This is a genomic window from Roseivirga ehrenbergii, assembly GCF_001593005.1.
GTDB lineage: Bacteria > Bacteroidota > Bacteroidia > Cytophagales > Cyclobacteriaceae > Roseivirga > Roseivirga ehrenbergii.
In genome coordinates, this window is the sequence record NZ_LQZQ01000004.1 from 14,900 (window position 1) to 37,204 (window position 22,305).

Genomic DNA, 22,305 nt, shown 5'->3' on the forward strand with positions numbered 1-22,305 from the left:
AAGTACGATGCGCTTAAACCCTTTTCTCCCATATTACTTAAGAAGTAAACCTTATATTCCTTACATTTATATATTTAATTAGCACAGGGAATTTATTTTCCTTACATTCATATAAATAATGTCTCATAACCATGAAAGGTACTTTTTTAGGCGAATTTGAAGAAGTGGTATTATTAGCCACCTGTGTGCTAAACGAAAATGCTTATGCAAATTTGGTGAAAGACGAAGTAGAAAAACACACAGAGCGCAACATCAACCTAAGCGCTATTCACTCTTCATTATATAGGCTGGAAAAAAAAGGGTTTCTATCGTCCGAGCTGGGCGAAGCAAGTCAAAAAAGAGGCGGAAAACGCAAACGTATATTCAAACCTACTCCTTATGGGCTTCAGGCTGTACAACAAATCAAAGAAATCCGGGAGTCGCTTTGGAACAATATGCCTCAAACGCTGTTTCAAAATTCTTGAGCCATGCAGCAGCCACCAAAACTACCATTGAAAATCCTTCGGTTCTTTTGTGCCGAACATAGACTGGAAGAAATTGAAGGTGATTTATTTGAGGAATTCCAGGATCAAGTTCAATCGTATGGCTACAGTAAAGCTCGAAGACTATACTATTGGACGGTCATCCGTTCATTTCGAAGCTACCTTTTTGATTACCAAAGCAATTCCACTCATCCTTTAAGCTTTATTACCATGATTCGACATTATTTAAAAACAGCATTTAGGGGTATGTATAAGCATAAGAGCTTTACTGCTATTAATATTTTGGGCTTGAGTCTTGGTCTCTCCTGCTTTATCCTACTCTCACTATTTCTCACAGACGTAATTCTGAAAGACAATTTCATTCCGAACCGAGCCAATATTTATAGGTTAGAAGTATTAAACCCACTTGATTTCACGGATAAATATGAAGCCAGAAGCCACCCTGATTTTGGAGTCATTTTAAATAGAAACTATCCTCAAGTAGAAAATTACCTTAGAATTAACGCGCTTAATGAAAACATGACTATTTCTGTGAGAAACGGTGATAAAAAGGAGTTTTACAAACAACGAGGAATAGAAGCTGATACATCATTTTTCAGTTTCTTTCCTTTCGAGTTAAGTACTGGAAATCAGAAAACAGCTCTCTTAGAAAAGCATAGTATTATCATTAGCGAAAGTATGGCCACCATGTTATTTGGAGATGAGGATCCAATCGGCAAGATGGTCTATTTACCCATTCGGGAAGGAGCCGCTTATACTGTAAGCGGAATATTAAAGGATATAAAACAAAATTCAAGCCTTCAATTTGACTACATAGTCCCTAATTACATTCCATTTGATATCGCATCTGGTGCTTACTCGCTTTTCGCCAACTATTTAATGTTTTCTCCAGAAACAGACATTAAGCAAATAACAACAGGTTTTAACAACACTATTAAGGAAGCTGGAGCAGCAAAACGTTTACAAAACTTAAAATACAGGCTCACTGAATTTGAGGAAGTGAAATTCGACATACAATCTACGGACAATGTTGTTCAGACAATAAACAAAGGTACTGTAGCACTCATTGCCATAGTGGCTTTACTTATTCTAATTTTAGCAGTATTTAATTACATCAATCTTACTGCTGCTCGTGCTCTTCAAAAAGGACAAGAAGCTGGAATACGAAAAATAATTGGAGCAGGCAGAGGTAGTTTCGTTTTTCAGTTTTTCACGGAGTCACTCATCTTCTGTATAATATCAATGTTGATTTCTCTCTTAGTTTTAGAAATTTCACTACCGTATTTCGAATCTATCCTTGGCCCCCCTCTCCATTACGACTATAAATCCAGCTTTCTATTCTTTCTTATTTACTTTGGATTAATTATTCTATTGGCTTTGCTTTCAGCACTCTATCCTGCTTTGCTGGTATCGAGATTTAGGTTTAGCGAATTCCTCAAAGGAAAGGCCATGTCATCAACAAAAGGCAACATGCTGAAAAAAGGGCTTGTGGTTTTCCAATTCAGTATCTCAATAATTTTGACACTAGGTGCGGTTATGGTTCAAAAACAGCTAAGATATATTCAAAACGAAACTTTACGCTACAACCCTGAAGAAATTCTTATTGTAGAGCGTGCGGTTTCTTCCAATCTAGATGACTTTAAAAAATCATTAATTGATATACCAGAAGTTTCTCTATCGAGCCTAACGTCTAGCCCTCCAGGAGGTGAAAATCTATACGCTTCTGGCCCAATAGCTGAACTGGATATTCGAGGCTATTACCATCAGATTGATGAAGACTATATTGACATGCTGAAACTTAAAATCACAGAAGGCGCAAACTTCGATAGCAAACTAACATCGGATATAGACCAAGGAGTGATTATCAATGAAACATTGGCCAATATCATCAGGTCGAAAAACCCGATGAATCTTGAAAACCCACTTTCTGGGCAATATTCTTTCCTAGGTATCCCGACTAAAATCCGAGGAGTAATAAAGGATTTTCATATAGGCTCGTTCCATAATGAAATACAACCTATAGCGCTAATATATCATGACTTTACAGGCTATTCTGGAGCAAGGGTTATGATTAAAGTGAATACAACCAATATCTCTGAAACGCTCGCCAAAATCGAAACCAAATGGAATGAGTTTATACCGAACTCTAAGTTTGGAGTTGAGTTTATGGATTCGAAGTTCGATCAGCTTTATACGGCTGAAACCCGATTGGCCAATATTTTCAAGCTCTTCACTGTAATAGCTCTGTTTATTTCTTCCTTAGGTCTACTAGGGCTAATTGGCTTTATTACAGAGTCAAAAATCAAAGAAGTAGGCATTAGAAAGGTTATGGGTGCTTCAGTAGGTCAAATTCTGTTTTTGTTCACAGGGCAAGTATACAAACTGATACTAGCGGCTTGTCTTGTGGGCGTTCCGGTGGCATATTGGCTTATCAATCGCTGGCTTGATAATTTCGCTTACAAAACTAGCTTCTCATTCGACATTGTGTTCATAGTAGTATTATTTATGTTTATTTTAACCAGCCTCACGATTATTTTTAAATCAGCTAAAGCTGCTAGACATAATCCAGTGGACGCATTAAGAAGTGAATAAGGACTTGCTAGACTTTAAAACAGAAAACCAGTCACTCATTTGAATGACTGGTTTTTTTAAGTGGGACATACTGCTCCTAAACTTCGGGGCGAACCAGTGACATTTATATTAGTCACATTTAAGTGGGACATACTGGATTCGAACCAGTGACCTCTGCCCTGTCAAGGCAGCGCTCTAAACCAACTGAGCTAATACCCCAAGAAGCTGCAATATTAATAAAAAGATTTATTTAATAAGAGATTGCAGCCATTAGAAAATAGTAGTCAATCTTGCTTAGAGATTCTAAACCCTCATTCGTATTTCACAGGTCTTTGATATCAACTCAATTAAAAAACATGATCCCGTGTAGGACATACTGCCCCGAAGCTTCGAGGCGAACTAGTGACCTTCCCTAAGAAAGTTCGGGACGCTCTAAACCAAAGAGCTAATACCATAAGGGTGTGCAATATTAATAAAAAGATTCATTTAACCGGAGATTGCAGGCTTAAGAAGACGAGAATGATTAAGCAATTGATTTCAGTATACACTTTCAATAATGAACTAAATCGTTCAATCCACCTTAAGGTGACGCGTGGTTCCTTTGTACAAAAATCAGTAAACGTTATGACATTTCGACACAATAAAAAAATACTCGATTGAAGTTTCTAAAACCTAAAGGTTTTAACGCCAAAAGGCTTAAATTCAAGAAGCCAAAATATGAAAAAGATACTACTAGTTGAGGATAATGCCATAATTCTAGACAATGTCAGTGAGATACTAGAGTTGGAGGGTTATCAAACGATAACAGCCAAAGATGGCATCGAGGGGCTTTCTCTTGCAAAATCAGAAAAACCAGACCTTATTTTAAGTGATATTGATATGCCATTAATGAATGGCTATGAAATGCTAAATGAAATAAGGAATGATGAAGCAATTCAAAAAACCCCCATCATATTCCTTTCGGTTAAAAACCATGGTCAGGAGTTAGTTCATGGACTTCAATTCGGAGCTGACGCATATATATGTAAGCCCTTTGACCTGACAGAATTATTAGAAACTGTCGAGACACACTTAAACAAATAGGCCGTAGCACACCTATAAAAACAGAAAGCCCATCTATGATGGGCTTTCTTAGTTCTATATGAGTAATAGGAATTAACCTATAGCAACTCTTTTGAAAGCAGATACAGTTAAACCTTTGTTTACTGAATTTAAGTACTCCTGAACATTCACCTTTGGATCTTTAACAAAAGCTTGGCTCAACAAAGTGTTTTCTTTGAAGAATTTGTTCAATTTACCTTCAGCAATCTTATCAAGCATCGCCTCTGGCTTACCTTCTTGTCTTGCTACATCCTTACCAATCTCAATTTCCTTCTCAATAACAGATGAATCAACACCATCCTTATCAACAGCAACTGGATTCATAGCTGCGATTTGCATTCCAACGTCTTTACCAGCTTCTGCAACATCAGCACTACCAACACCAGTTAAGGCCACTAAAACACCTAATTTACCTGTTGAGTGGATGTATGAAACCACTTGGTCAGCAGAAAGCTTTTCGTAAACTGAAACTTCAAGCTTCTCACCTATTTTACCCAAAAGCTCAGTTACTTTATCTTGAACAGTTAAGTTACCTAAGCTAAGTGCTCTTAAAGCCTCAAGGTCGGCTGGTTTGTTGGCCATTGCAGCATCAGCAATCTCATTTCCTAAAGCTTGGAAATCAGCATTTTTTGCCACAAAGTCAGTCTCACATGTAAAAGCAATAAGGATAGCTTCAGAGCCATCTTCGCTAGATCTTACATATACAGAACCTTCAGAAGTTTCTCTGTCTGCTCTTTTTTCAGATAATTTTTGACCCTTCTTACGAAGAATTTCAATTGCTTTATCGAAATCTCCTTCAGATTCAACTAATGCCTTTTTACAATCCATCATGCCGGCACCGGTCATTTGTCTTAATTGGTTAACCTCTTTTGCTGTGATAGCCATTTGTATATATTTTAAATATTATTCCTAAAATCAGTTAGCACCTTAAAATCTGAGTTATTTAAGCTACTCAAACTTATCGGTTTAAAACAAAAATTGAACACCGAAAAAGCTTCAATGTTCAATTTTTTATATGAGTTAATCTTAATCGATTTAAGCTTCTTCTTTTTTAGTCTCTGCCTTGTCAGCAGCTATTTTCTCTTGCTCTGCTTTCTCTCTATCTCTCTCCTCTTTCTCAGTCTTACGCTCTTGCAATCCTTCTTCGATAGCTCTACCAATAGCCTTAGTGATAGTTTCTACAGACTTGTAGGCATCATCATTACCAGGGATTGGGAAATCTACTTTATTAGGATCAGAGTTAGTATCAACCAAAGCAAATACAGGGATATTAAGCTTTTTAGCTTCGTTTACTGCAATGTGCTCTCTTTTGATATCAACGATGAATAAGGCAGCAGGAAGTCTAGTAAGATCGGTGATACCGCCCAATACTCTTTCTAACTTTTCTTTTTCACGAGTCTTCATCAACCTTTCTCTTTTCGCAAGGTTTTTATAAGACTCTTCTTTCATCATTTTGTCGATACCCTGAAGTTTCTTCAACGACTTTCTAATCGTTGCGAAGTTGGTCAACATACCACCTAACCATCTTTCGGTTACGTAAGGCATATTCAATCTTGCGGCTTCTTCAGCAACAATCCCTTGGGCTTGTTTCTTAGTAGCTACAAACATTACCTTTCTTCCTGAGCGGACAATGTTCTTAATTGCAGATGATGCTTCTTCGAGGCAATTAAGAGTTTTATTAAGATCGATAATATGGATACCATTCCTCTCCATGAAGATGTATGGCGCCATACGCGGATCCCACTTTCTCGTTAAGTGACCAAAGTGGACACCAGCATCAAGTAAGTCTTTGTACTCTAATTTGTTAGACATATATAAGTTTGTATAATAATTCTTATTAACGCTTGCTGAACTGGAATGCTCTTCTCGCTTTTCTTCTTCCTGGCTTCTTACGTTCAACCATTCTTGGGTCTCTAGTAAGGAAACCTTCTTTCTTTAAAGGAGGTCTGTTTTCAGCATCAATTTCACAAAGCGCTCTAGAAATGGCAAGTCTAATTGCTTCAGCCTGACCTTTTGGTCCGCCACCATTAACGTTTACTTTGAAATCGAAATTCCCATTTTGCTCCACGAGCATCAAAGGCTGCTTTACAATAATCTGAAGAACATCAGAAGGAAAATAACTCTCCAATGATTTTCCGTTGATATTGAATTCACCTTTTCCAGACTCCATGTACAATCTTGCAACAGAGGTCTTTCTTCTTCCAATTTTGTTAACTATTTCCATTAACTAGCTTATTGATAATTTAACTTCCTGTGGCTTTTGAGCCTCATGTAAATGCTCAGCACCTTCATAAACATATAGGTTGTTGAAAAGGGCTCTTCCCAATCTTGTCTTTGGCAACATGCCGCGAACTGCTCTTTCCACTAACAATCTAGATGACTTGGCCTTTAGTTGTCTTGGAGTTGTTTCTCTTTGACCACCTGGGTAACCAGTATATCGTAGATACACTCTGTCATCCCATTTTTTACCTGTCAACTTTACATTGTCGGCATTGATTACAATCACGTTATCACCGCAATCTACATTTGGGGTATAACCAGGCTTGTGTTTTCCCCTGATCATTTTTGCAACTTCACTTGATAATCTACCTAGCGACTTTTGGCTCGCATCCACGATTACCCAATTCTTCTCTACAGTAGCTTTATTAGCCGAAACCGTCTTATAACTTAGTGTATCCACTTCGGTATATTTAATTGACTTTTAATACTTTACCTCTTCCTTAGCTTGAAAAGGGACACAAAGATAGAAGTTTGCTTTTTTAATTCCAACGTTGCCCTGTAAATAAATTAGCAGTTTTAGCCCCATATTTCTTTTCACTCCAAGATTCAGCCCTGAATTGGGGGCTAGAATGGACTATTGAAACATTTTTGATTGAAATAAAAAAAGAGACTTAACTACCTCTTATTTATCCGGGCGCAAATTTAATAGAAAAGTCGAGAAATCTTTGAAGTCATTTTTTGAAACATCTTAGCGAAGATTTATATCTTGCAGCGATGGAAAATTTTGTTGTCTCCGCACGTAAGTATAGACCTGTTGGCTTTGAAGAAGTAGTTGGCCAAGGGCACATTACTACTACACTTAAAAATGCGATCGATAATAATCAGTTAGCACAAGCTCTGCTTTTTTGCGGGCCAAGAGGAGTTGGTAAAACTACTTGTGCTCGAATTGTTGCCCGAATGATCAATGACCAGAACATTGATAACCCTTTAGAAGGCAACGACACCTTTAATATATATGAACTTGATGCGGCATCGAACAACTCGGTAGATGACATTAGAAATCTAATCGATCAGGTGCGCTACCCTCCGCAACAAGGAAAATTCAAGGTATATATTATAGATGAGGTTCACATGCTTTCCAATCAAGCATTCAACGCTTTTTTGAAAACTTTGGAGGAACCACCATCTTATGCCATTTTCATTTTGGCTACTACGGAAAAACATAAGGTAATCCCTACAATTCTTTCTCGTTGTCAGATTTTCGATTTTAATAGAATTGAAGTCAGTGATATTTCTACCCAGCTAAAAATGATTGCTGACAAGGAGAAAATTGATACTGAAGACGAGGCTTTGCACCTGATTGCTCAAAAGGCAGATGGTGCCATGCGTGACGCCCTTTCGCTTTTCGATTTGATCGTTACTTTCTCGCATGGGCAGAAGGTTACTTATCAAAACACGATCTCCAATCTGCACATTCTGGATTACGATTATTACTTCAGAATGACAGACTACTTATTCAAGGAAGACACTTCTAATGTATTACTGACTTTTGATGAGATTCTGAAAAATGGGTTTGATGGCCATCACTTTATTGTGGGACTAGCTAGCCATTTAAGAGATTTGATGGTTTGTAAAGACAATGCCACCATTCAATTACTTCAGGTTTCTGACAATATAAAGCAGCGTTACAAAGCCCAAGCCGATGCTACACCGCTTTCATTCTTACTCACGGCACTCAACATTGCAAACCAATGCGATTTGAGTTATAAAGGCAGTAAAAACCAGCGACTTCATGTTGAATTGGCACTAGTTAAAATGGCTCATCTGACATCTGCTATTCGTTTGGCCCATGTAAGCCCAGAGGATGCTTCAAAAAAAAAATCCTAACTGAAGAGGTTGCTGATAAAAAAGGTGACTCTACTCCAAAACAAGTAGACAGCATATCAACTCCTGTTGCAAAAACACCAGTAGTCGAACCTATAAACAAGGATGTTCGAGCAGAAACACCTGCTGTTCAAACCAATTCGGAGCAACCTCCCGTAGCCCCCGCTCCAAAAAGGACGCCTTCAAAAACCATTAGCATCCCATCTCTTTCCGATTTAAAAAATCAACTTAATAAAAAAGAAGAGCCATCAGCAGGTGAAACTCCTACAGAACCTGTTTCGAACCGAAATAATAGCTTTACTCTTGATGATTTAGATAAAGTTTGGAATGCTTTCAAAGCTAAAAGAGAGGCAGAAGATAACAAGTTGGAGTTATTACTTTTGCAAGAACCCTATGAACTGGAAGGCAACATTGTTACCATTAAAATATCAAATGGAGCTTCAGAGGCCAGTTTTGAAAAGTTTAGAGGGGACTTATTAATGGCTTTGAGAGATGGACTAGAAAACGACAGTGTTCTTCTCAAATCAGAAATTGTGGATGTGGCAAGAGAAAAAATGCTTTACACCGATAAAGAGAAGTTTGAACACCTTAAAAAGAAGTACCCTGCTTTAAAAGACTTGCAAGAAAGACTGGGTTTAGATCCTGAATTTTAGCTAGAAACCCAGCGTAACTCCTACGTTGATTACATTCTTTATCTGAATATCGCGTCCTTTGGTGCCATCATTTCTCGTAAGCGTAATGTCGTCATCGTAAATCAACTGAGAACTAATATTGGTTGAAAGGTAATTGTTCACTTTTAGCTTAAACGAAGCCTCTAGATTCACTACCGTATTCGGGAACTTCTCATAATTAGAAAAGAGGTTGAAGTTTCCTAAAAACGACACATTTTCAACTACATCCTTTTTATAAGTGCCTGTTAAACTGATACCTGCTTCTGGCCTAATTTGGTCTCCTGGGTTAATACCAAAAGCTCCTGCGTTAGACAGAGAATCATTCAGTACAAAAGTAAAACGACCAGTAAATGGTGCTAGTGTGGCAGTTATCGTCTGCTCATCTCTATATGAGAGCCCCAAAGAAGCTTGTAAATAACCAGGCGCCATAAAGTTGGATATCAAGGTCCTCTCAATCTGGTCTGTACCTGCTATTTTTTTATTCTTGTAACCTTCATCCATCTGGGTTTGAAAATTGATGGAGGTAGTCAAAAGCACTTTTTCAGTAAATTTCTGGCTGTACTTAGAGTTTAGAATGACTTGATCATCGGTTTTTACAAAACGATTTTTTGAGTCACCATTTCTAATTAAACCGTAGCTAATTTTAAATCTGTTTTGCCATACCGCTCCTTCCTTCTCGTAATTGGCAAAAGTCTCGAACTTTGTACCAATTGCGATAGAAGACTCACCACCAGCAGCCCAGTTGGTTAAGGCTACTTGCTGTAAATTAAAATTGAAAGTCCCACCATTTTTCCAGTAATTGATGGTATCAGCTGGCGGTGGTTCAGAATCAGGAGGCAACAAAAACTCGATCTCGTCTTGCCCATTAACAATCGAAATAGAGGTAAGTAAAATAAATATAACTAGTAGGTAACGATTCATTCTTCTCTTCATCTCCAAAATCCGCCCAAAACTATTCAATGATTTTAAGTAGTCCTTAGTTGTCTTGTAGAATTTTCAGACGCTCACCCAAATCAAGGTTATTGTCTGTTTTATTATTCCATTTAAGAATATTCTCAATGGTTACTCCATATTTTCTTGATATTCCCCAAAGGGTCTCTCCTTTTTCAACCTCATGGTAAATTTCTCTTACAGTTGCGGTTGGTTTTAAATCAGTCTTTTTCAAAAAATAAGCTTTAGGTACTACAAGTCTAAGCTCCTGATTTATCTGAAGTCCGTCCATCACGTTGAGTCCATTCCAGTCGATGATGTCATCCAATTCAATGCCATACTTTTGAGAAATAGCAAAAAAGGATTCCTTTGGCTGAACTACATGAGTAATTATAGTATCAGATGAAGTAGCAATTAGGGCCTTCTTTGTAATCGCCATTTCAATTTCCTCCACCGATTCTTCCTCTTCTACTTTCACTTTTTTCTCAGGAATAATTTGAGTCTGCTTTTTAATCGGTTGCTCTGGCGGACTCACCTCTTTGATCATTTTATCCTCAGGAGTAGGGTCGTCTTTAGGAAGAATCACATCTGTATACTCTATTGGAATATTGGCAGGACGAATGAATCTCAGCCAAAGTACTCTGCCCACTTTAAGCTGTTCGGCCTCTCTCATTCTGTTTTTCTGAAGGAGCTTTTTATACTTTATGCCGTAATCTTGAGAAATACTCCATAGGGTTTCGCCTGGCTGTACAATATGGTAATGTACTTTACCTCTGTTTTTCTTATTCTTAACGTAATAATAAGCTCCGCTTTTTAGCCTGCTGTTATCGCCTAGGTCGTTGTATTTTCTTATTTTCGATTCACTCTTCCCTACTCTATTAGCCAGTGTTTTTACATTATCGTTTGATCGTGCACGAATAGCATCAATCCCATTCATTTCAATTTGATCGGGTTCATATGCGCTTGCTATATTTCCTGTTATACGAGGAAAAATACCGATATTTCCTTCAACTGGTCGAACACCAGAATATGTACTTCGATTACTATTACTCTCTTTAGTGGGTTGTTTTGTTACACCTGCTTGGGAAGATTGAGTGGTCTTCTTCACCTCTTCACGTTTAGGCTCTTCTGTATTTTGGGCTATCGGGCGGCTACCTGACTTAACAGGATAGATTACCTTGTACGATTTCTCATCTGGAATTCTTGAACCCACCAACCATTTGTTCAAGTTTTTTAATTCTTCTAAATCAACGTTTACTTCCCTACTTACATCGTGCAAAGTTTTACCTCGCCCCTCATAAGTAGCCAATTGCAATTCAGGGTTCTTTCTTCCTCGCCCTACGTAATCTTGAAAAGCCAGTTTATGGGCAATGTATTTTTTTAAATACCAATGTGTCTTACCATCAATTTCAACCTTTTTCGCTCCGTAATCTTTTTCGGGAATACTTCTTTGCGCTCCGCCCAAGCCTTGTAAATACGACTGCATTGACCACAGCCAGTTGTCGAAAACGAAATTACTTCTTTTGAAATACTTGGTAGCGCCTACAGTTGAGGCAATAATATGCTTGCGTTCATCCACTACCCCATCTACCCTAAGCCCGAGTTCTTGTGCCGAAGCTTTTTTGAACTGCCAAAAACCCACTGCATTTGAAGTAGACACAGCATCGGAAACAAATTGTCCTTCTTGAATGGCCAAATACTTGAAGTCGTCAGGAATTCCTTCGTTTTTCAATACCTCCTCTACCATTCCCATATAAAGATTGGAGCGATCTACCAATAACTGAAAGTGATATTGACTTCGCGTAAGCAAATCGAGTGTTTCCTCAATTTCCTTTTTTGCGCTGTTGGTAATTTTGAGTTTAACTCCCGCAAACTCCATTTCAGAAGGGACAACCATTGGGGCTTGCGCGAATATGCTCAACGAAGCCATCAAAAAGATGATGATTGACGCTATGTATTTTACCACGTTTATTTTTTCCTTAAAACCATTAACCCATCTCTGATCGGCAAAAGTACATTTTCAACACGATCATCTTCATGGGTCAAACGGTTAAAATCTAAGATAGCTTGCGTATCCTTGTCGATTTTCTTTTCCGTTTGAACGACTTTCCCACTCCAAAGTACGTTATCGGCAATTATAAAGCCTCCGGGGCGAACTTTTTCAAACACTAATTTAAAGTAATTGTAGTAATTAGCTTTATCGGCATCAATAAAAACTAGGTCGAACGGCCCTTCAATTTCAGGAATTAGTTCAATAGCGTTCCCTATTCTGAAATCTATGGCATTTGTATAACCCGCTTTTTCGAAATAGCCGCGCACCATTTCTTCCAACTCCTCATTTTTATCGAGTGTAATCAGCTTTCCTCCTTCTGTCAAACCTTCAGCCATACAAAGCGCAGAATAGCCAGTATAGGTGCCGATTTCTAAAATTCGAGATGGCTTGATCATATGGCTGATCATCGACAAAGCCCTGCCTTGTAAGTGACCCGAAAGCATACGCGGCATCATTACTTTGGCGTGGGTTTCACGGTTCAAATCCATCAAAAGCTCCGATTCGGGGTCGGTGTGAGCTTCAACGTATTTCTGAATATCTTCGGGAATAAACTCCATTAGTTCTCTGGTAAAAAAGTTAAATGGCTCAATTGATTTTCATTTAGCTGCTCGTTGGCTACTTCAATAAGATCAGATGAAGACACCGCTCTAATTTTTTCAAAGATTGACTCGAGGCTGTCAATTCGGTTTTTATCCAAAATGCTTTTGCCCATCATCAGCATTAAGCCCGTATTATTTTCTTCGCTCATGGCCAATTGACCAAGTATTTGTTCTTTGGCCATATGCAACTGCATAGTTCCCAAAGGGACTTCTCTTAATTTCTGTAATTCTTTTAATACCAGCTTTCGTCCCCTTTCCACTTGACCTGTTTCTGTGCCGAAGAAAATGGAAAAGAGGCCTGTATCTGAAAAAGGATGATAACTGGCATCTATGCTATAGACAAAGCCATACTTTTCGCGAAGCGCGAGGTTCAACCTAGAATTCATGCCCGGACCACCCAAAATATTCATCAACATATAAAAAGGAAGTCGTTTGGGGTGACCAATGGGGTAAGCTGTGCAACCAATGGCACATTGGGCTTGAGTAATATTTCTGAAAATGACTTCGGTATTGGGAACATAGTCACCAAAAAGCACACGTTCTCTCTGTCCGATGTGATGTGGTATTGGTTCGAAGTACTTGGCCGCTAGTTTTTGAATTTTCTTTAATGACACATTGCCCACACAAGAAAAAACGATTCGTTCTGTATTGAGATTAGTTTTCAGGAAAGCCTTGAAATCTTCTCGCTGAAAAGATTTCACGCTATCGGAAGTGCCTAAAATATTTTTACCAAGCGGATGATCTCCAAAAACAACACGATCGAATTCATCTTGGATGGCGTCTTCTGGACTATCGTGGTACAAGGACATTTCTTCTAAAATCACTCCTCGTTCCTTTTCAATTTGTTTTTCAGGAAAAATAGAATCGAAAGTGATGTCTTGTAGCAACTCAAAAGCCGACTCCATGTGCTTGTCTAACACTGAAGCATAGAAGCAGATTTTCTCTTTGGTAGTGTAGGCATTCAGCTCTCCGCCAACAGCATCGAGCTTATTCAGAATGTGATAGGCCTTCCGCTTTTTGGTGCCTTTAAAGGCCATATGTTCCCAAAAATGAGCAATCCCCAGTTGGTCTTCGCGCTCATCGCGGCTACCAATGTCCAACACAAATCCGCAGTGGACAATCTTGGTATTGCTCACCTCTTTGTGCACTACACGAATGCCATTGGGTAAAGTAAAAACATTATAATCGACCATCGCAGCATCTCCTTAAAACGACAAAGGTATAAGTTTTAAGAGAAAAGAGTACCTTAAGTTTCTGGTGTAGCCCGTAAGCCACCCAACTCTCCAAAGGTTCAGAACCCTTGGAGAGTTAAAGCACTCTTTCATTCTATTCAAGTGTCAATATCTACTGTGAGATTCAATACATCCAAAAAACCAAAACACATGCTTTTTATTATTCCAATAAAAAGTGTTGTAACTTAGCCAATATGGTTTTTAACTAAAGTACGAATTGATAAAGTAAGAGCCATAAAAGCAAGAAATCTTTAAAGAAGCTTTCATAACCGATGTCAAAGTTTATAAATACACGTACAGCTGCGCTTTTGATTTTCACTTTTACGATTTATGGATACGGTTATGGACAGACCCGTGATATTAAGCCCTATAATTCCTTCCCTAAAAATGAAAGCCTTAAGCATTCAAAAATCCAAATCAATGAAGTCCTATATCCAGAGTCAATTCACTTAATAGATGATTTGGCTATAATAATGGATCAGAAATCGGACTATGCTGTTCACTTTTTCAAACTATCGGATTGGTCTTTGATAGCGCAGTATGGAACCAGAGGCAATGGCCCTGCCGAAGTACAAACCCTTAAATTTCATGGGCAATTTATTAAAGAAGGCAACGAAACTTACCTGTGGTTTTCAGATTTCAAAACTTTCAGACTCAAAAAAATAAGTTTGAGTGGAATGCTCAACAACATCAAAACAGAGCCTGTAATCTCCTATAAATTACCACCAGAACTGGCAATGACCTATGATGATATTTATGCCGTTTCTGACAACGAATTTATAGGTACAATACAGGGTAACATATTTGATTTCACGGATGACCCGAAGGCAGGCCGCTTTTTCAATTTAAATATGAGTGACAAAAACATTAAATGGACCCCCAATTTCCCCGAGCAAAAACTACAAGGCCCCAAAGAAAAACTCGGATATCTCTATTCATCCCATACAACCTTCAATAACAGCACCAATCAAATTGCTTCTGCATTGAGATACTATGATAGAATAGATATTATAGATGTTGTGAAAGATAAAGCCTTAACGGTAGTGCAAGAGGACAATGTGAAATTCAAAGAAGTAGACTTAACAGACGACTACTACCTTACCCCACCCAAAACAAGGTTTTATAACGGTCTCGGCTATAGCACAGACAAGTTTATCTATTTTTTCTATTCCAATACTACAGCACAGCAAGGCATCGATTTTTATAAAGGCTTAACATCAAATTATCCAAATAAGGAGCTTCTGGTTTTCGACTGGGAGGGAAACCCTGTGTATCATGCCCAATTAGACAAACCTAGCTTGGGGTCATTCTTTGTGGATGAAAAAACATGGAAACTCTATGCAATAGATGGGTATCCAGAAAATGAAGACGACATGATTATATCTTATAGCCTTCCAAATTTACTGGGTGAAAAGCGTAAATAACTTCGACTTCGAAGTTTATGTAGATGTATCTGATTTTATTCCAAGGCCACCTAAACTCTCCATGTGGTCAGAATCCTTGGAGAGTTGAAGAAAGCACTATATTTGCCAGCAGTATGACTTACGGAAAGATTCTTATCATTCAAACGGCCTTTATTGGTGATGTAATTCTGGCAACCTCGCTGATCGAAAAAATACATCAGTATTACCCAGAAGCCAAAATAGACTTTCTGTTACGCAAGGGCAATGAAGCCCTGTTGAACAATCACCCGAAACTTGGAGAGGTGCTGGTTTGGGATAAAAAAGGAGGGAAATACCGTAACCTCTTTAAGCTCCTTGGCAGAATTAGAAAGGGCAACTACGACTTGGTGGTGAACGTTCAGCGTTTTGCCAATTCAGGAATGCTTACTGCTTTTAGTGGCGCAAAGGAAAAAATTGGCTTCGATAAAAACCCTTTTGCTTGGGCATTTACGAAAAAGGTAACCCATAAAATTGAAGAAGGAACACACGAGGTGGAACGCAATAATGAGTTAATTAAAGCCATTAGCGATGACACGCTTCAGCGCCCGGTACTTTATCCTTCCACTTCCGATTTTGAAAAAGTAGCCACCTATAAAACCGAACCTTTTGTCTGCATGGCACCCGCCTCGGTTTGGTTTACCAAGCAATTCCCAAAAGAGAAATGGGTGGAATTGATTCAATCACTTGAATTCTCTGGCAACATCTATTTGATTGGTGCGCCTAACGATGTGGCGCTTTGTGATGAAATCATTGCGCAAGGGGGAAACCCAAAAGCACAGAACCTTTGCGGAAAAATGAATTTACTTCAGTCGGCTGCATTGATGAAAGATGCGGTAATGAATTATGTGAATGACTCTGCCCCTATGCATTTGGCTTCTGCCATGAATGCTAAAACCACAGCCATTTACTGTTCTACTGTTCCTGAATTTGGTTTTGGTCCTTTGGCTGAAAACGCTAGAATTGCTGAAGTTTCAGAAAAACTAGACTGCCGACCTTGCGGACTGCATGGCTTTAAAGAATGTCCGAAAGGCCATTTTAAATGTGGAAGGGATATTCAAATCGCAAAACTACTTTTGAATAAAAATGAGGAAGCGTAAGGCTTTAACCCTAACAATTTAACAGCAGGATTTTAGACTTAAAAAAAGAAAATGGTTATTCTTGCTGACTATTATTCTCGCTAACCCATGCCGTTTGGCAAAGGATTGACCGTATGAAAACTACTGCTTTAATTACCGGAGCTGCCGGTGGAATTGGATTTGAATTTGCCAAAATCGCCTCTCAAGCCAATTATTCCCTATTTCTTATTGATGTGAATGAAACATTATTGGCGGAGAAAAAAGCAGAGCTTTCTATCATGTTCCCTCAAACGGACATTCACCTATTGGTTTGTAACTTGGCAGAGAAGGGCATTGCAGAGAAAATTCATCAATACATTATTGAACAGCAACTGCTTATTGAAATCCTTTTCAACAATGCCGGCTTTGGCAATTTTGGGCACTTTCTGGAAACAGACTGGGCAAAGGATGAAGCTATGCTCAACGTACACATGGTAACGACTACTCACCTTACCAAGCTCTTGCTTCCCGGTATGATACAGAGAAAGAAAGGCTACATTTTAAATAATGCTTCCGTAGCTGCCTTTGTTCCAGGCCCACTGATGTCTACTTACCATGCTTCAAAAGCATATTTACTTTCATTCACTCAAGCATTGGCCAATGAGCTGAAAGGAACTGGGGTTTCCGCCACTGTATTATGTCCAGGAATGACAAAAACGGGCTTTGCTAAAGCCAACGGTAATGATGACCCGAACATTAAATTCAATATTGCTTCTGCCGAAGACGTAGCGCACTTTGCATTTTCATGCATGATTAAAGGTCAGCCTGTGGCTGTACCTGGCGTATGGAATAAGTTAAGTGCTTTTTTACCTAGACTTCTGAGCCGAAATAGAGTGACTAATATGGTTGGGAATATTCAGCGAAAGAATCATGCTAAACGGTCTGACAGTAAACAATTGGCTCCAGAGTTAAAGCTCAAAGTTTAATATTTATAAAGCCTTCTACTTCTTTAACCGACTCATTTATTAGAATTTAGATTTTTTGTTCAATTATTTTATATCGTTCTTTGAACAAAATCGGTGAACCCAATGTTGGCATCCCGAAACAAAAAAGTAGTAAGCACACTTCTTACTCATTTTTAAATTACCAAAATGAAAATAGCTGTTTATCGTAAAGAGCATTTTAATGCTGCTCATCGACTTTATAACCCAAAATGGAGTGAAGAGAAGAATGATGAGGTTTTCGGAAAATGCAATAACCCCTCTTTCCATGGGCATAATTATGAGCTCATTGTCAAAGTTGTGGGCGAGCAAGACCCAGAAACAGGTTATGTCTGCGACATGAAAATCCTAAAGGATATTATCAAAACTCATGTTACAGATAAATTCGATCACAAAAACTTGAACTTAGATGTAACCGAATTTAAAAACCTGAATCCAACAGCAGAAAACATTGCAGTGGTAATCTACAACTTATTGCGCCCAGAAATTGACCAAAAATTAGAATTGAAAATAAGACTCTATGAAACAGAACGGAACTTTGTCGAGTACCCCGCTTAACGTATATAGCAGTATTGAGGAGATTGGAGACGAGCACGTGGGTACATCTTATGAAACACCTATGGTTCCGAATGCTTTCGATATGGACGATGATTTGAAACAAGAACTCATTGAAAAAAAATTCAAGGAGATCATGGAAATCATGGGCCTTGACTTAAGTGATGATAGTCTTTCGGGTACGCCTAAACGCGTAGCCAAAATGTATATCAAAGAAATTTTTAGCGGACTAAGCCCCGCTAATAAACCTAAAGTGACGCTTTTCGAGAATAAGTATCAGTACAATGAGATGCTGGTAGAAAAGAATATCACTTTCTATTCTAATTGTGAACACCATTTTGTGCCCATTATTGGAAAAGCGCATGTAGCCTATATTTCAAGCGGAAAAGTAATTGGTCTATCGAAGATCAACCGTATTGTGGAGTATTATGCAAAGCGTCCGCAAGTTCAAGAAAGGCTCACCGTGCAAATAGCAAACGAGCTCAAAACTTTGCTTGAAACAGAAGATGTGGCGGTAATCATCGATGCCGATCACCTTTGCGTTCAGTCAAGAGGTGTGAAAGATGTAAACAGCAGTACCGTAACAGCTCAGTTTCACGGTAAATTCAAAGAAAATTCTACAAAGAAAGAGTTGATGAGCTACATTAACACCAAGGCTTAATGAGTCTATCAGGTAAGAACATACTTGTAGTAGGTGCTAGTTCGGGCATTGGTAAAAGCGTTGCAGAACTGAGCTTATTAAAAAGTGCCAATGTTTTTGTGGCTGGCAGAAATGACCCAAAGATTTCAGGCGCTAATTACATTTCTTTGGATGTTAACCAAATGAGCACTGAGCTTGATGAACTTCCGGAAGTTTTACACGGAGTAGTATATGCACCAGGGTCTATCAACTTAAAGCCATTTCATAGAATTAAGCTTGAAGACTTTCAAGCGGACATGAATATCAATCTCTTTGGCGCCATAAAAGTATTACAAGCTTGCATGGGGCGACTTAAGAAAGCCGAAGGAGCTTCGGTAATTCTATATAGCACAGTAGCGGTAAACATGGGTATGAACTTTCACTCCTCTATTGCTGCTGCAAAAGGTGCTGTAGAAGGATTGGCCAAATCACTTGCAGCAGAATGGGCTGGAATGAACATTAGGGTGAATGTGTTGGCACCTTCATTAACCGACACCCCTCTAGCAGAACGGTTATTGGCAACAGACGACAAGAAAGAAGCTTCTAATAAAAGACATCCTATTGGTCGGTATGGGCAACCGTCTGACTTAGGTCATTTAACCACTTTACTTCTTTCAGATGAAGGAAGTTGGATAACAGGTCAAATCATTGGAGTAGATGGAGGAATGTCAACTTTAAGAACTTAAATGCAACTTTCGTCATCAGATATTCTTAAGCTAGAGCAGCGTTTCAGAACCAACCTTATCAATTGTCTTTCGGGTTTTAAAACCCCGCATTTAATAGGTACAAGGTCTAAATTAGGCATTACTAATTTGGGTTTATTTACTCAGGTAATGCATGTAGGGGCTAACCCTCCTTTAATGGGCGTTCTCTTTCGTCCTCATTCCGTCCCTCGTCACACTTTAGAAAACATTCTAGAAACGAAAGAATATACTATAAACCTTGTTCATAAAGCTATGATGGAACAGGCTCACTGGACTAGCGCCCGTTGGGAAAAAAGTGAGTTTGAGGCCACGGGCCTAACAGAACATTATTCAAGCAACCATTTTGCACCATTTGTAGCTGAAAGCAAAATAAAAATAGGCTTGGAGTTTAAAGAACAACACTTAATAACAGCCAATAAAACTATTTTGGTAATCGGAGAGATTAAAGAGCTAATTATAGAAGAGGAACTCATTACATCTGATGGCTTTTTAAATATTGAAGCCGCCAACACGTTGGCCATGACAGGCTTGGACAGCTACCATGATACCAATTCCATTAATAGGTTGGCATACGCTAAACCAGATATCCCTCCAAAAAGACTTGATTAAAAACATCACCTGCCACTTTTTTTAATTGTTGGTCTTCAAATTACCAGTTTCATTTTGAGCTTTATCCCGAATGGCATCTTTAAATTGCTTATTGAAGGCTTTAAAGCCATGTTATGATCGCTATTCTTTAATTCACATAGTTTTTCTTTTTGTAAAGGCATCTACTATCTTTGCACGTCTTTTATAAAACTGATAATTAAAAATGTCAAATCTGATTTATTTAGTCCCAATTCTCGGGCTAGTCGGCTTGTTAGTAATGATCGTTAAATCGAACTGGGTAAACAAGCAAGATGCAGGGGATGAAAAAATGCAAAACCTTGCCAAGTACATCCGCGAAGGAGCTTTGGCTTTCCTCAGCGCTGAGTACAGAGTACTCGCCATATTTGTAGTGGTTGCAGGTATACTTTTAGGAGTAATCTCTACCTTGGTTGAAACCACACACTACTTCATAATTTTTGCTTTTATCATTGGTGCATTTTTCTCTGCATTGGCCGGAAACATCGGTATGAGAATCGCAACTGCTGCCAATGTAAGAACTACCCAAGCTGCTAGAACCAGTTTAGGTCAAGCCTTAAAAGTTGCCTTTACTGGCGGAACTGTAATGGGACTTGGTGTTGCTGGTTTAGCCGTATTTGGACTAAGTATGCTCTTCATTCTATTGTTTGCTTTCTTTATGGATAGCGACATGGCGAATGGCGGTGTGTATCAAATGACAATCGTATTAGAAGCCCTTGCTGGTTTCTCTTTAGGGGCTGAGTCAATTGCCCTTTTCGCTCGTGTAGGCGGTGGTATCTACACTAAAGCAGCCGATGTTGGTGCTGACCTTGTAGGTAAAGTAGAGGCAGGTATTCCTGAAGATGATCCAAGAAACCCTGCTACTATTGCTGACAACGTAGGTGATAACGTAGGTGATGTAGCCGGTATGGGTGCCGATCTTTTTGGTTCTTATGTGGCTACAGTATTGGCTTCAATGGTGTTGGGTAACTACATCATTAGAGATATGGGTGGATCAGTTGATGACCAATTCAGTGGTATCGGTCCAATCTTGCTCCCATTGGTAATTGCAGGTGCCGGAATCATCTTCTCGTTGATCGGTACTATGTTTATCAAAATCAAAAATAACAACGCTAAAGAAGCAGAAGTTCAGGCCGCTTTGAACCGTGGTAACTGGATTTCAATCATATTAACTGCTATCGGTTGTTATTTCCTTATCGACCTTCTTTTGCCTGAAACTATGCAAATGAAGTTCTTTGGCGAAGGTATTTTAGAAATTACTTCTATCCGTGTATTCGGAGCTGTATTGGTAGGTTTAGTAGTTGGTGGTTTAATTTCTTACCTAACTGAATTCTACACTGCTATTGGTAAAAAACCTGTAATGAGCATTATTCAAAACTCATCTACTGGTGCTGCTACAAACATTATTGCAGGTTTATCTGTAGGTATGAAATCTACTTTCGGACCAATTATTCTTTTTGCTGGTGCCATTTGGGGTGCTTACGAATTGGCTGGTTTCTACGGTGTAGGTATTGCTGCTTCTGCGATGATGGCAACTACTGCAATGCAATTGGCCATTGACGCTTTCGGTCCTATTGCAGATAATGCAGGTGGTATTGCCGAAATGAGCGAACTTCCTTCAGAAGTACGTGAAAAAACAGATATTTTAGATTCAGTAGGAAATACAACTGCTGCTATCGGAAAAGGGTTTGCCATTGCTTCTGCAGCATTAACAGCTCTAGCACTTTTTGCTGCCTACGTTACTTTTACTGGTATTGATGGTATCAATATTTTCAAAGCCGATGTATTAGCTGCTTTGTTTATTGGAGGTATGATTCCAGTAATTTTCTCTGCTTTAGCCATGGAATCTGTAGGTAAAGCTGCCATGGAAATGGTAAAAGAAGTAAGAAGACAATTCAGAGAAATTCCAGGTATTATGGAAGGCACAGCCACTCCTGAGTATGGCAAGTGTGTTGAAATTTCTACCAAAGCCGCCATTAGAGAAATGATGTTGCCAGGAGCTATTACAATCATTTTCCCTATTCTTGTAGGGTTTATCATGGGGCCAGAAGCACTAGGAGCTTATATGGCAGGTGTTGCAGTATCAGGAGTACTTTGGGCGATTTTCCAAAACAACGCTGGTGGTGCTTGGGACAACGCCAAGAAATCTTTCGAAGCTGGTGTTATGATTGATGGAGAAATGACTTACAAAGGTTCTGACGCTCACAAAGCTGCTGTAACTGGAGATACTGTTGGAGATCCATTCAAAGATACTTCTGGTCCATCAATGAACATTTTGATTAAGCTTACTTGTTTGGTTGGTTTGGTGATTGCCCCTCTATTGGGTGCTGGTCATTCAGAGTCTGCTGACGACACTAAAGCTGAAGTAAAAGAAATCATTATCGAAGCCCCAGCAGTAGAAATTACTGAAGTAGTGACTGAGTTAAACTAAAACTCAACAAAACATAAAATTGAAAGGCTACCCGAAACGGTAGCCTTTTTTTGTAGGCTGGTTCTTAGCCT

At 38.9% G+C, this 22,305-nt stretch carries 21 protein-coding genes and 1 tRNA gene; 13 read left to right on the forward strand and 9 right to left on the reverse strand.

The annotated features are described in order from the left end of the window. The first annotated feature begins 131 nt into the window (after positions 1–131). Positions 132–464, forward strand: a complete 333-nt coding sequence (locus MB14_RS05065) for a PadR family transcriptional regulator (protein ID WP_062300374.1) — start codon at positions 132–134, stop codon at positions 462–464. A 3-nt stretch (positions 465–467) separates the two neighbouring features. Continuing rightward, a complete protein-coding gene (locus tag MB14_RS05070; protein WP_062590172.1) occupies positions 468–3,074 on the forward strand; it encodes an FtsX-like permease family protein in 2,607 nt (868 codons plus the stop codon). A 123-nt stretch (positions 3,075–3,197) separates the two neighbouring features. Here MB14_RS05070 and MB14_RS05075 read toward each other — a convergent pair. Beyond that, positions 3,198–3,272: transfer RNA gene (locus MB14_RS05075), tRNA-Val, on the reverse strand. A 498-nt stretch (positions 3,273–3,770) separates the two neighbouring features. Here MB14_RS05075 and MB14_RS05080 point away from each other — a divergent pair. Beyond that, on the forward strand, positions 3,771–4,136 hold the full coding sequence (locus MB14_RS05080) for a response regulator transcription factor (protein WP_062590175.1): 366 nt from the start codon (positions 3,771–3,773) through the stop codon (positions 4,134–4,136). Between the two features lie 72 nt (positions 4,137–4,208). On the opposite strand, the gene tsf is transcribed toward MB14_RS05080, so the two are convergent. The 4 genes from tsf to rplM form a co-directional block, all read right to left on the reverse strand. Next, positions 4,209–5,039, reverse strand: coding sequence for a translation elongation factor Ts (tsf, locus tag MB14_RS05085; RefSeq protein ID WP_062590177.1), 831 nt, complete (start codon positions 5,037–5,039; stop codon positions 4,209–4,211). A gap of 150 nt (positions 5,040–5,189) precedes the next feature. Next, entirely contained in the window at positions 5,190–5,966 is a 777-nt protein-coding gene (gene rpsB, locus MB14_RS05090; RefSeq protein WP_053222754.1) for a 30S ribosomal protein S2, read from the reverse strand. 25 nt (positions 5,967–5,991) lie between these two features. Then, positions 5,992–6,378, reverse strand: coding sequence for a 30S ribosomal protein S9 (rpsI, locus tag MB14_RS05095; protein ID WP_053222755.1), 387 nt, complete (start codon positions 6,376–6,378; stop codon positions 5,992–5,994). Positions 6,379–6,381: 3 nt separating this feature from the next. After that, positions 6,382–6,834: a 50S ribosomal protein L13 gene (gene rplM, locus MB14_RS05100; protein WP_062590180.1), complete on the reverse strand. Its 453-nt coding sequence runs from the start codon at positions 6,832–6,834 to the stop codon at positions 6,382–6,384. 314 nt (positions 6,835–7,148) lie between these two features. Here rplM and dnaX point away from each other — a divergent pair, with 314 nt between their 5' ends. Both dnaX and MB14_RS19265 read left to right on the forward strand, forming a co-directional pair. Continuing rightward, on the forward strand, positions 7,149–8,261 hold the full coding sequence (gene dnaX, locus MB14_RS05105; protein ID WP_062590182.1) for a DNA polymerase III subunit gamma/tau: 1,113 nt from the start codon (positions 7,149–7,151) through the stop codon (positions 8,259–8,261). 194 nt (positions 8,262–8,455) lie between these two features. Continuing rightward, on the forward strand, positions 8,456–8,911 hold the full coding sequence (locus MB14_RS19265; protein ID WP_511476136.1) for a DUF8439 domain-containing protein: 456 nt from the start codon (positions 8,456–8,458) through the stop codon (positions 8,909–8,911). Here MB14_RS19265 and MB14_RS05115 read toward each other — a convergent pair whose 3' ends face one another. From MB14_RS05115 to MB14_RS05130, 4 genes are read right to left on the reverse strand one after another with little or no spacing between them, the layout of a single operon-like run. Beyond that, complete coding sequence (locus MB14_RS05115) at positions 8,912–9,862, reverse strand: DUF3078 domain-containing protein (RefSeq protein WP_062590186.1); 951 nt, start codon at positions 9,860–9,862, stop codon at positions 8,912–8,914. 43 nt (positions 9,863–9,905) lie between these two features. Further along, positions 9,906–11,825: a LysM peptidoglycan-binding domain-containing protein gene (locus tag MB14_RS05120; protein ID WP_084375966.1), complete on the reverse strand. Its 1,920-nt coding sequence runs from the start codon at positions 11,823–11,825 to the stop codon at positions 9,906–9,908. A 2-nt stretch (positions 11,826–11,827) separates the two neighbouring features. Next, positions 11,828–12,469 carry an O-methyltransferase gene (locus MB14_RS05125; RefSeq protein WP_062590190.1) on the reverse strand — a complete coding sequence of 214 codons (642 nt, stop codon included), beginning with the start codon at positions 12,467–12,469 and terminating at the stop codon, positions 11,828–11,830. After that, positions 12,469–13,704: a M16 family metallopeptidase gene (locus MB14_RS05130; protein WP_062590192.1), complete on the reverse strand. Its 1,236-nt coding sequence runs from the start codon at positions 13,702–13,704 to the stop codon at positions 12,469–12,471. Before MB14_RS05130 ends, MB14_RS05125 begins: the two co-directional genes overlap by 1 nt. Before the next feature lie 311 nt (positions 13,705–14,015). On the opposite strand from MB14_RS05130, the gene MB14_RS05135 reads away from it, so the two are divergent. The 8 genes from MB14_RS05135 (at position 14,016) to MB14_RS05170 (ending at position 22,234) form a co-directional block, all read left to right on the forward strand. Then, on the forward strand, positions 14,016–15,167 hold the full coding sequence (locus MB14_RS05135) for a BF3164 family lipoprotein (protein ID WP_062590194.1): 1,152 nt from the start codon (positions 14,016–14,018) through the stop codon (positions 15,165–15,167). Between the two features lie 23 nt (positions 15,168–15,190). Then, positions 15,191–16,282: a glycosyltransferase family 9 protein gene (locus MB14_RS05140; protein ID WP_311316236.1), complete on the forward strand. Its 1,092-nt coding sequence runs from the start codon at positions 15,191–15,193 to the stop codon at positions 16,280–16,282. Positions 16,283–16,395: 113 nt separating this feature from the next. Beyond that, complete coding sequence (locus MB14_RS05145) at positions 16,396–17,226, forward strand: SDR family NAD(P)-dependent oxidoreductase (RefSeq protein ID WP_062590197.1); 831 nt, start codon at positions 16,396–16,398, stop codon at positions 17,224–17,226. A 165-nt stretch (positions 17,227–17,391) separates the two neighbouring features. Continuing rightward, positions 17,392–17,799 (forward strand): 6-pyruvoyl trahydropterin synthase family protein, encoded by a 408-nt coding sequence (locus tag MB14_RS05150; protein ID WP_053222769.1) that lies wholly within the window; start codon positions 17,392–17,394, stop codon positions 17,797–17,799. Further along, positions 17,762–18,457 (forward strand): GTP cyclohydrolase I FolE, encoded by a 696-nt coding sequence (gene folE, locus MB14_RS05155; RefSeq protein WP_062590199.1) that lies wholly within the window; start codon positions 17,762–17,764, stop codon positions 18,455–18,457. The genes MB14_RS05150 and folE overlap by 38 nt, the downstream gene beginning before the upstream one ends. Then, on the forward strand, positions 18,457–19,161 hold the full coding sequence (locus MB14_RS05160) for an SDR family NAD(P)-dependent oxidoreductase (protein WP_062590202.1): 705 nt from the start codon (positions 18,457–18,459) through the stop codon (positions 19,159–19,161). Before folE ends, MB14_RS05160 begins: the two co-directional genes overlap by 1 nt. Continuing rightward, positions 19,162–19,788 carry a flavin reductase family protein gene (locus tag MB14_RS05165; protein WP_062590205.1) on the forward strand — a complete coding sequence of 209 codons (627 nt, stop codon included), beginning with the start codon at positions 19,162–19,164 and terminating at the stop codon, positions 19,786–19,788. A gap of 202 nt (positions 19,789–19,990) precedes the next feature. Then, complete coding sequence (locus MB14_RS05170) at positions 19,991–22,234, forward strand: sodium-translocating pyrophosphatase (protein ID WP_062590207.1); 2,244 nt, start codon at positions 19,991–19,993, stop codon at positions 22,232–22,234. Positions 22,235–22,305 lie beyond the last annotated feature (71 nt).

Excerpts from the sequence above, each read along its gene's own strand:
- MB14_RS05065 (WP_062300374.1), top strand. The coding sequence starts at position 132 with ATGAAAGGTACTTTTTTAGGCGAATTTGAAGAAGTGGTATTATTAGCC.
- MB14_RS05070 (WP_062590172.1), top strand. The coding sequence starts at position 468 with ATGCAGCAGCCACCAAAACTACCATTGAAAATCCTTCGGTTCTTTTGT.
- MB14_RS05080 (WP_062590175.1), top strand. The coding sequence starts at position 3,771 with ATGAAAAAGATACTACTAGTTGAGGATAATGCCATAATTCTAGACAAT.
- tsf (WP_062590177.1), bottom strand. The coding sequence starts at position 5,039 with ATGGCTATCACAGCAAAAGAGGTTAACCAATTAAGACAAATGACCGGT.
- rpsB (WP_053222754.1), bottom strand. The coding sequence starts at position 5,966 with ATGTCTAACAAATTAGAGTACAAAGACTTACTTGATGCTGGTGTCCAC.
- rpsI (WP_053222755.1), bottom strand. The coding sequence starts at position 6,378 with ATGGAAATAGTTAACAAAATTGGAAGAAGAAAGACCTCTGTTGCAAGA.
- dnaX (WP_062590182.1), top strand. The coding sequence starts at position 7,149 with ATGGAAAATTTTGTTGTCTCCGCACGTAAGTATAGACCTGTTGGCTTT.
- MB14_RS05115 (WP_062590186.1), bottom strand. The coding sequence starts at position 9,862 with ATGAAGAGAAGAATGAATCGTTACCTACTAGTTATATTTATTTTACTT.
- MB14_RS05125 (WP_062590190.1), bottom strand. The coding sequence starts at position 12,469 with ATGGAGTTTATTCCCGAAGATATTCAGAAATACGTTGAAGCTCACACC.
- MB14_RS05130 (WP_062590192.1), bottom strand. The coding sequence starts at position 13,704 with ATGGTCGATTATAATGTTTTTACTTTACCCAATGGCATTCGTGTAGTG.
- MB14_RS05135 (WP_062590194.1), top strand. The coding sequence starts at position 14,016 with ATGTCAAAGTTTATAAATACACGTACAGCTGCGCTTTTGATTTTCACT.
- MB14_RS05140 (WP_311316236.1), top strand. The coding sequence starts at position 15,191 with ATGTATCTGATTTTATTCCAAGGCCACCTAAACTCTCCATGTGGTCAG.
- MB14_RS05145 (WP_062590197.1), top strand. The coding sequence starts at position 16,396 with ATGAAAACTACTGCTTTAATTACCGGAGCTGCCGGTGGAATTGGATTT.
- MB14_RS05150 (WP_053222769.1), top strand. The coding sequence starts at position 17,392 with ATGAAAATAGCTGTTTATCGTAAAGAGCATTTTAATGCTGCTCATCGA.
- folE (WP_062590199.1), top strand. The coding sequence starts at position 17,762 with ATGAAACAGAACGGAACTTTGTCGAGTACCCCGCTTAACGTATATAGC.
- MB14_RS05160 (WP_062590202.1), top strand. The coding sequence starts at position 18,457 with ATGAGTCTATCAGGTAAGAACATACTTGTAGTAGGTGCTAGTTCGGGC.
- MB14_RS05165 (WP_062590205.1), top strand. The coding sequence starts at position 19,162 with ATGCAACTTTCGTCATCAGATATTCTTAAGCTAGAGCAGCGTTTCAGA.
- MB14_RS05170 (WP_062590207.1), top strand. The coding sequence starts at position 19,991 with ATGTCAAATCTGATTTATTTAGTCCCAATTCTCGGGCTAGTCGGCTTG.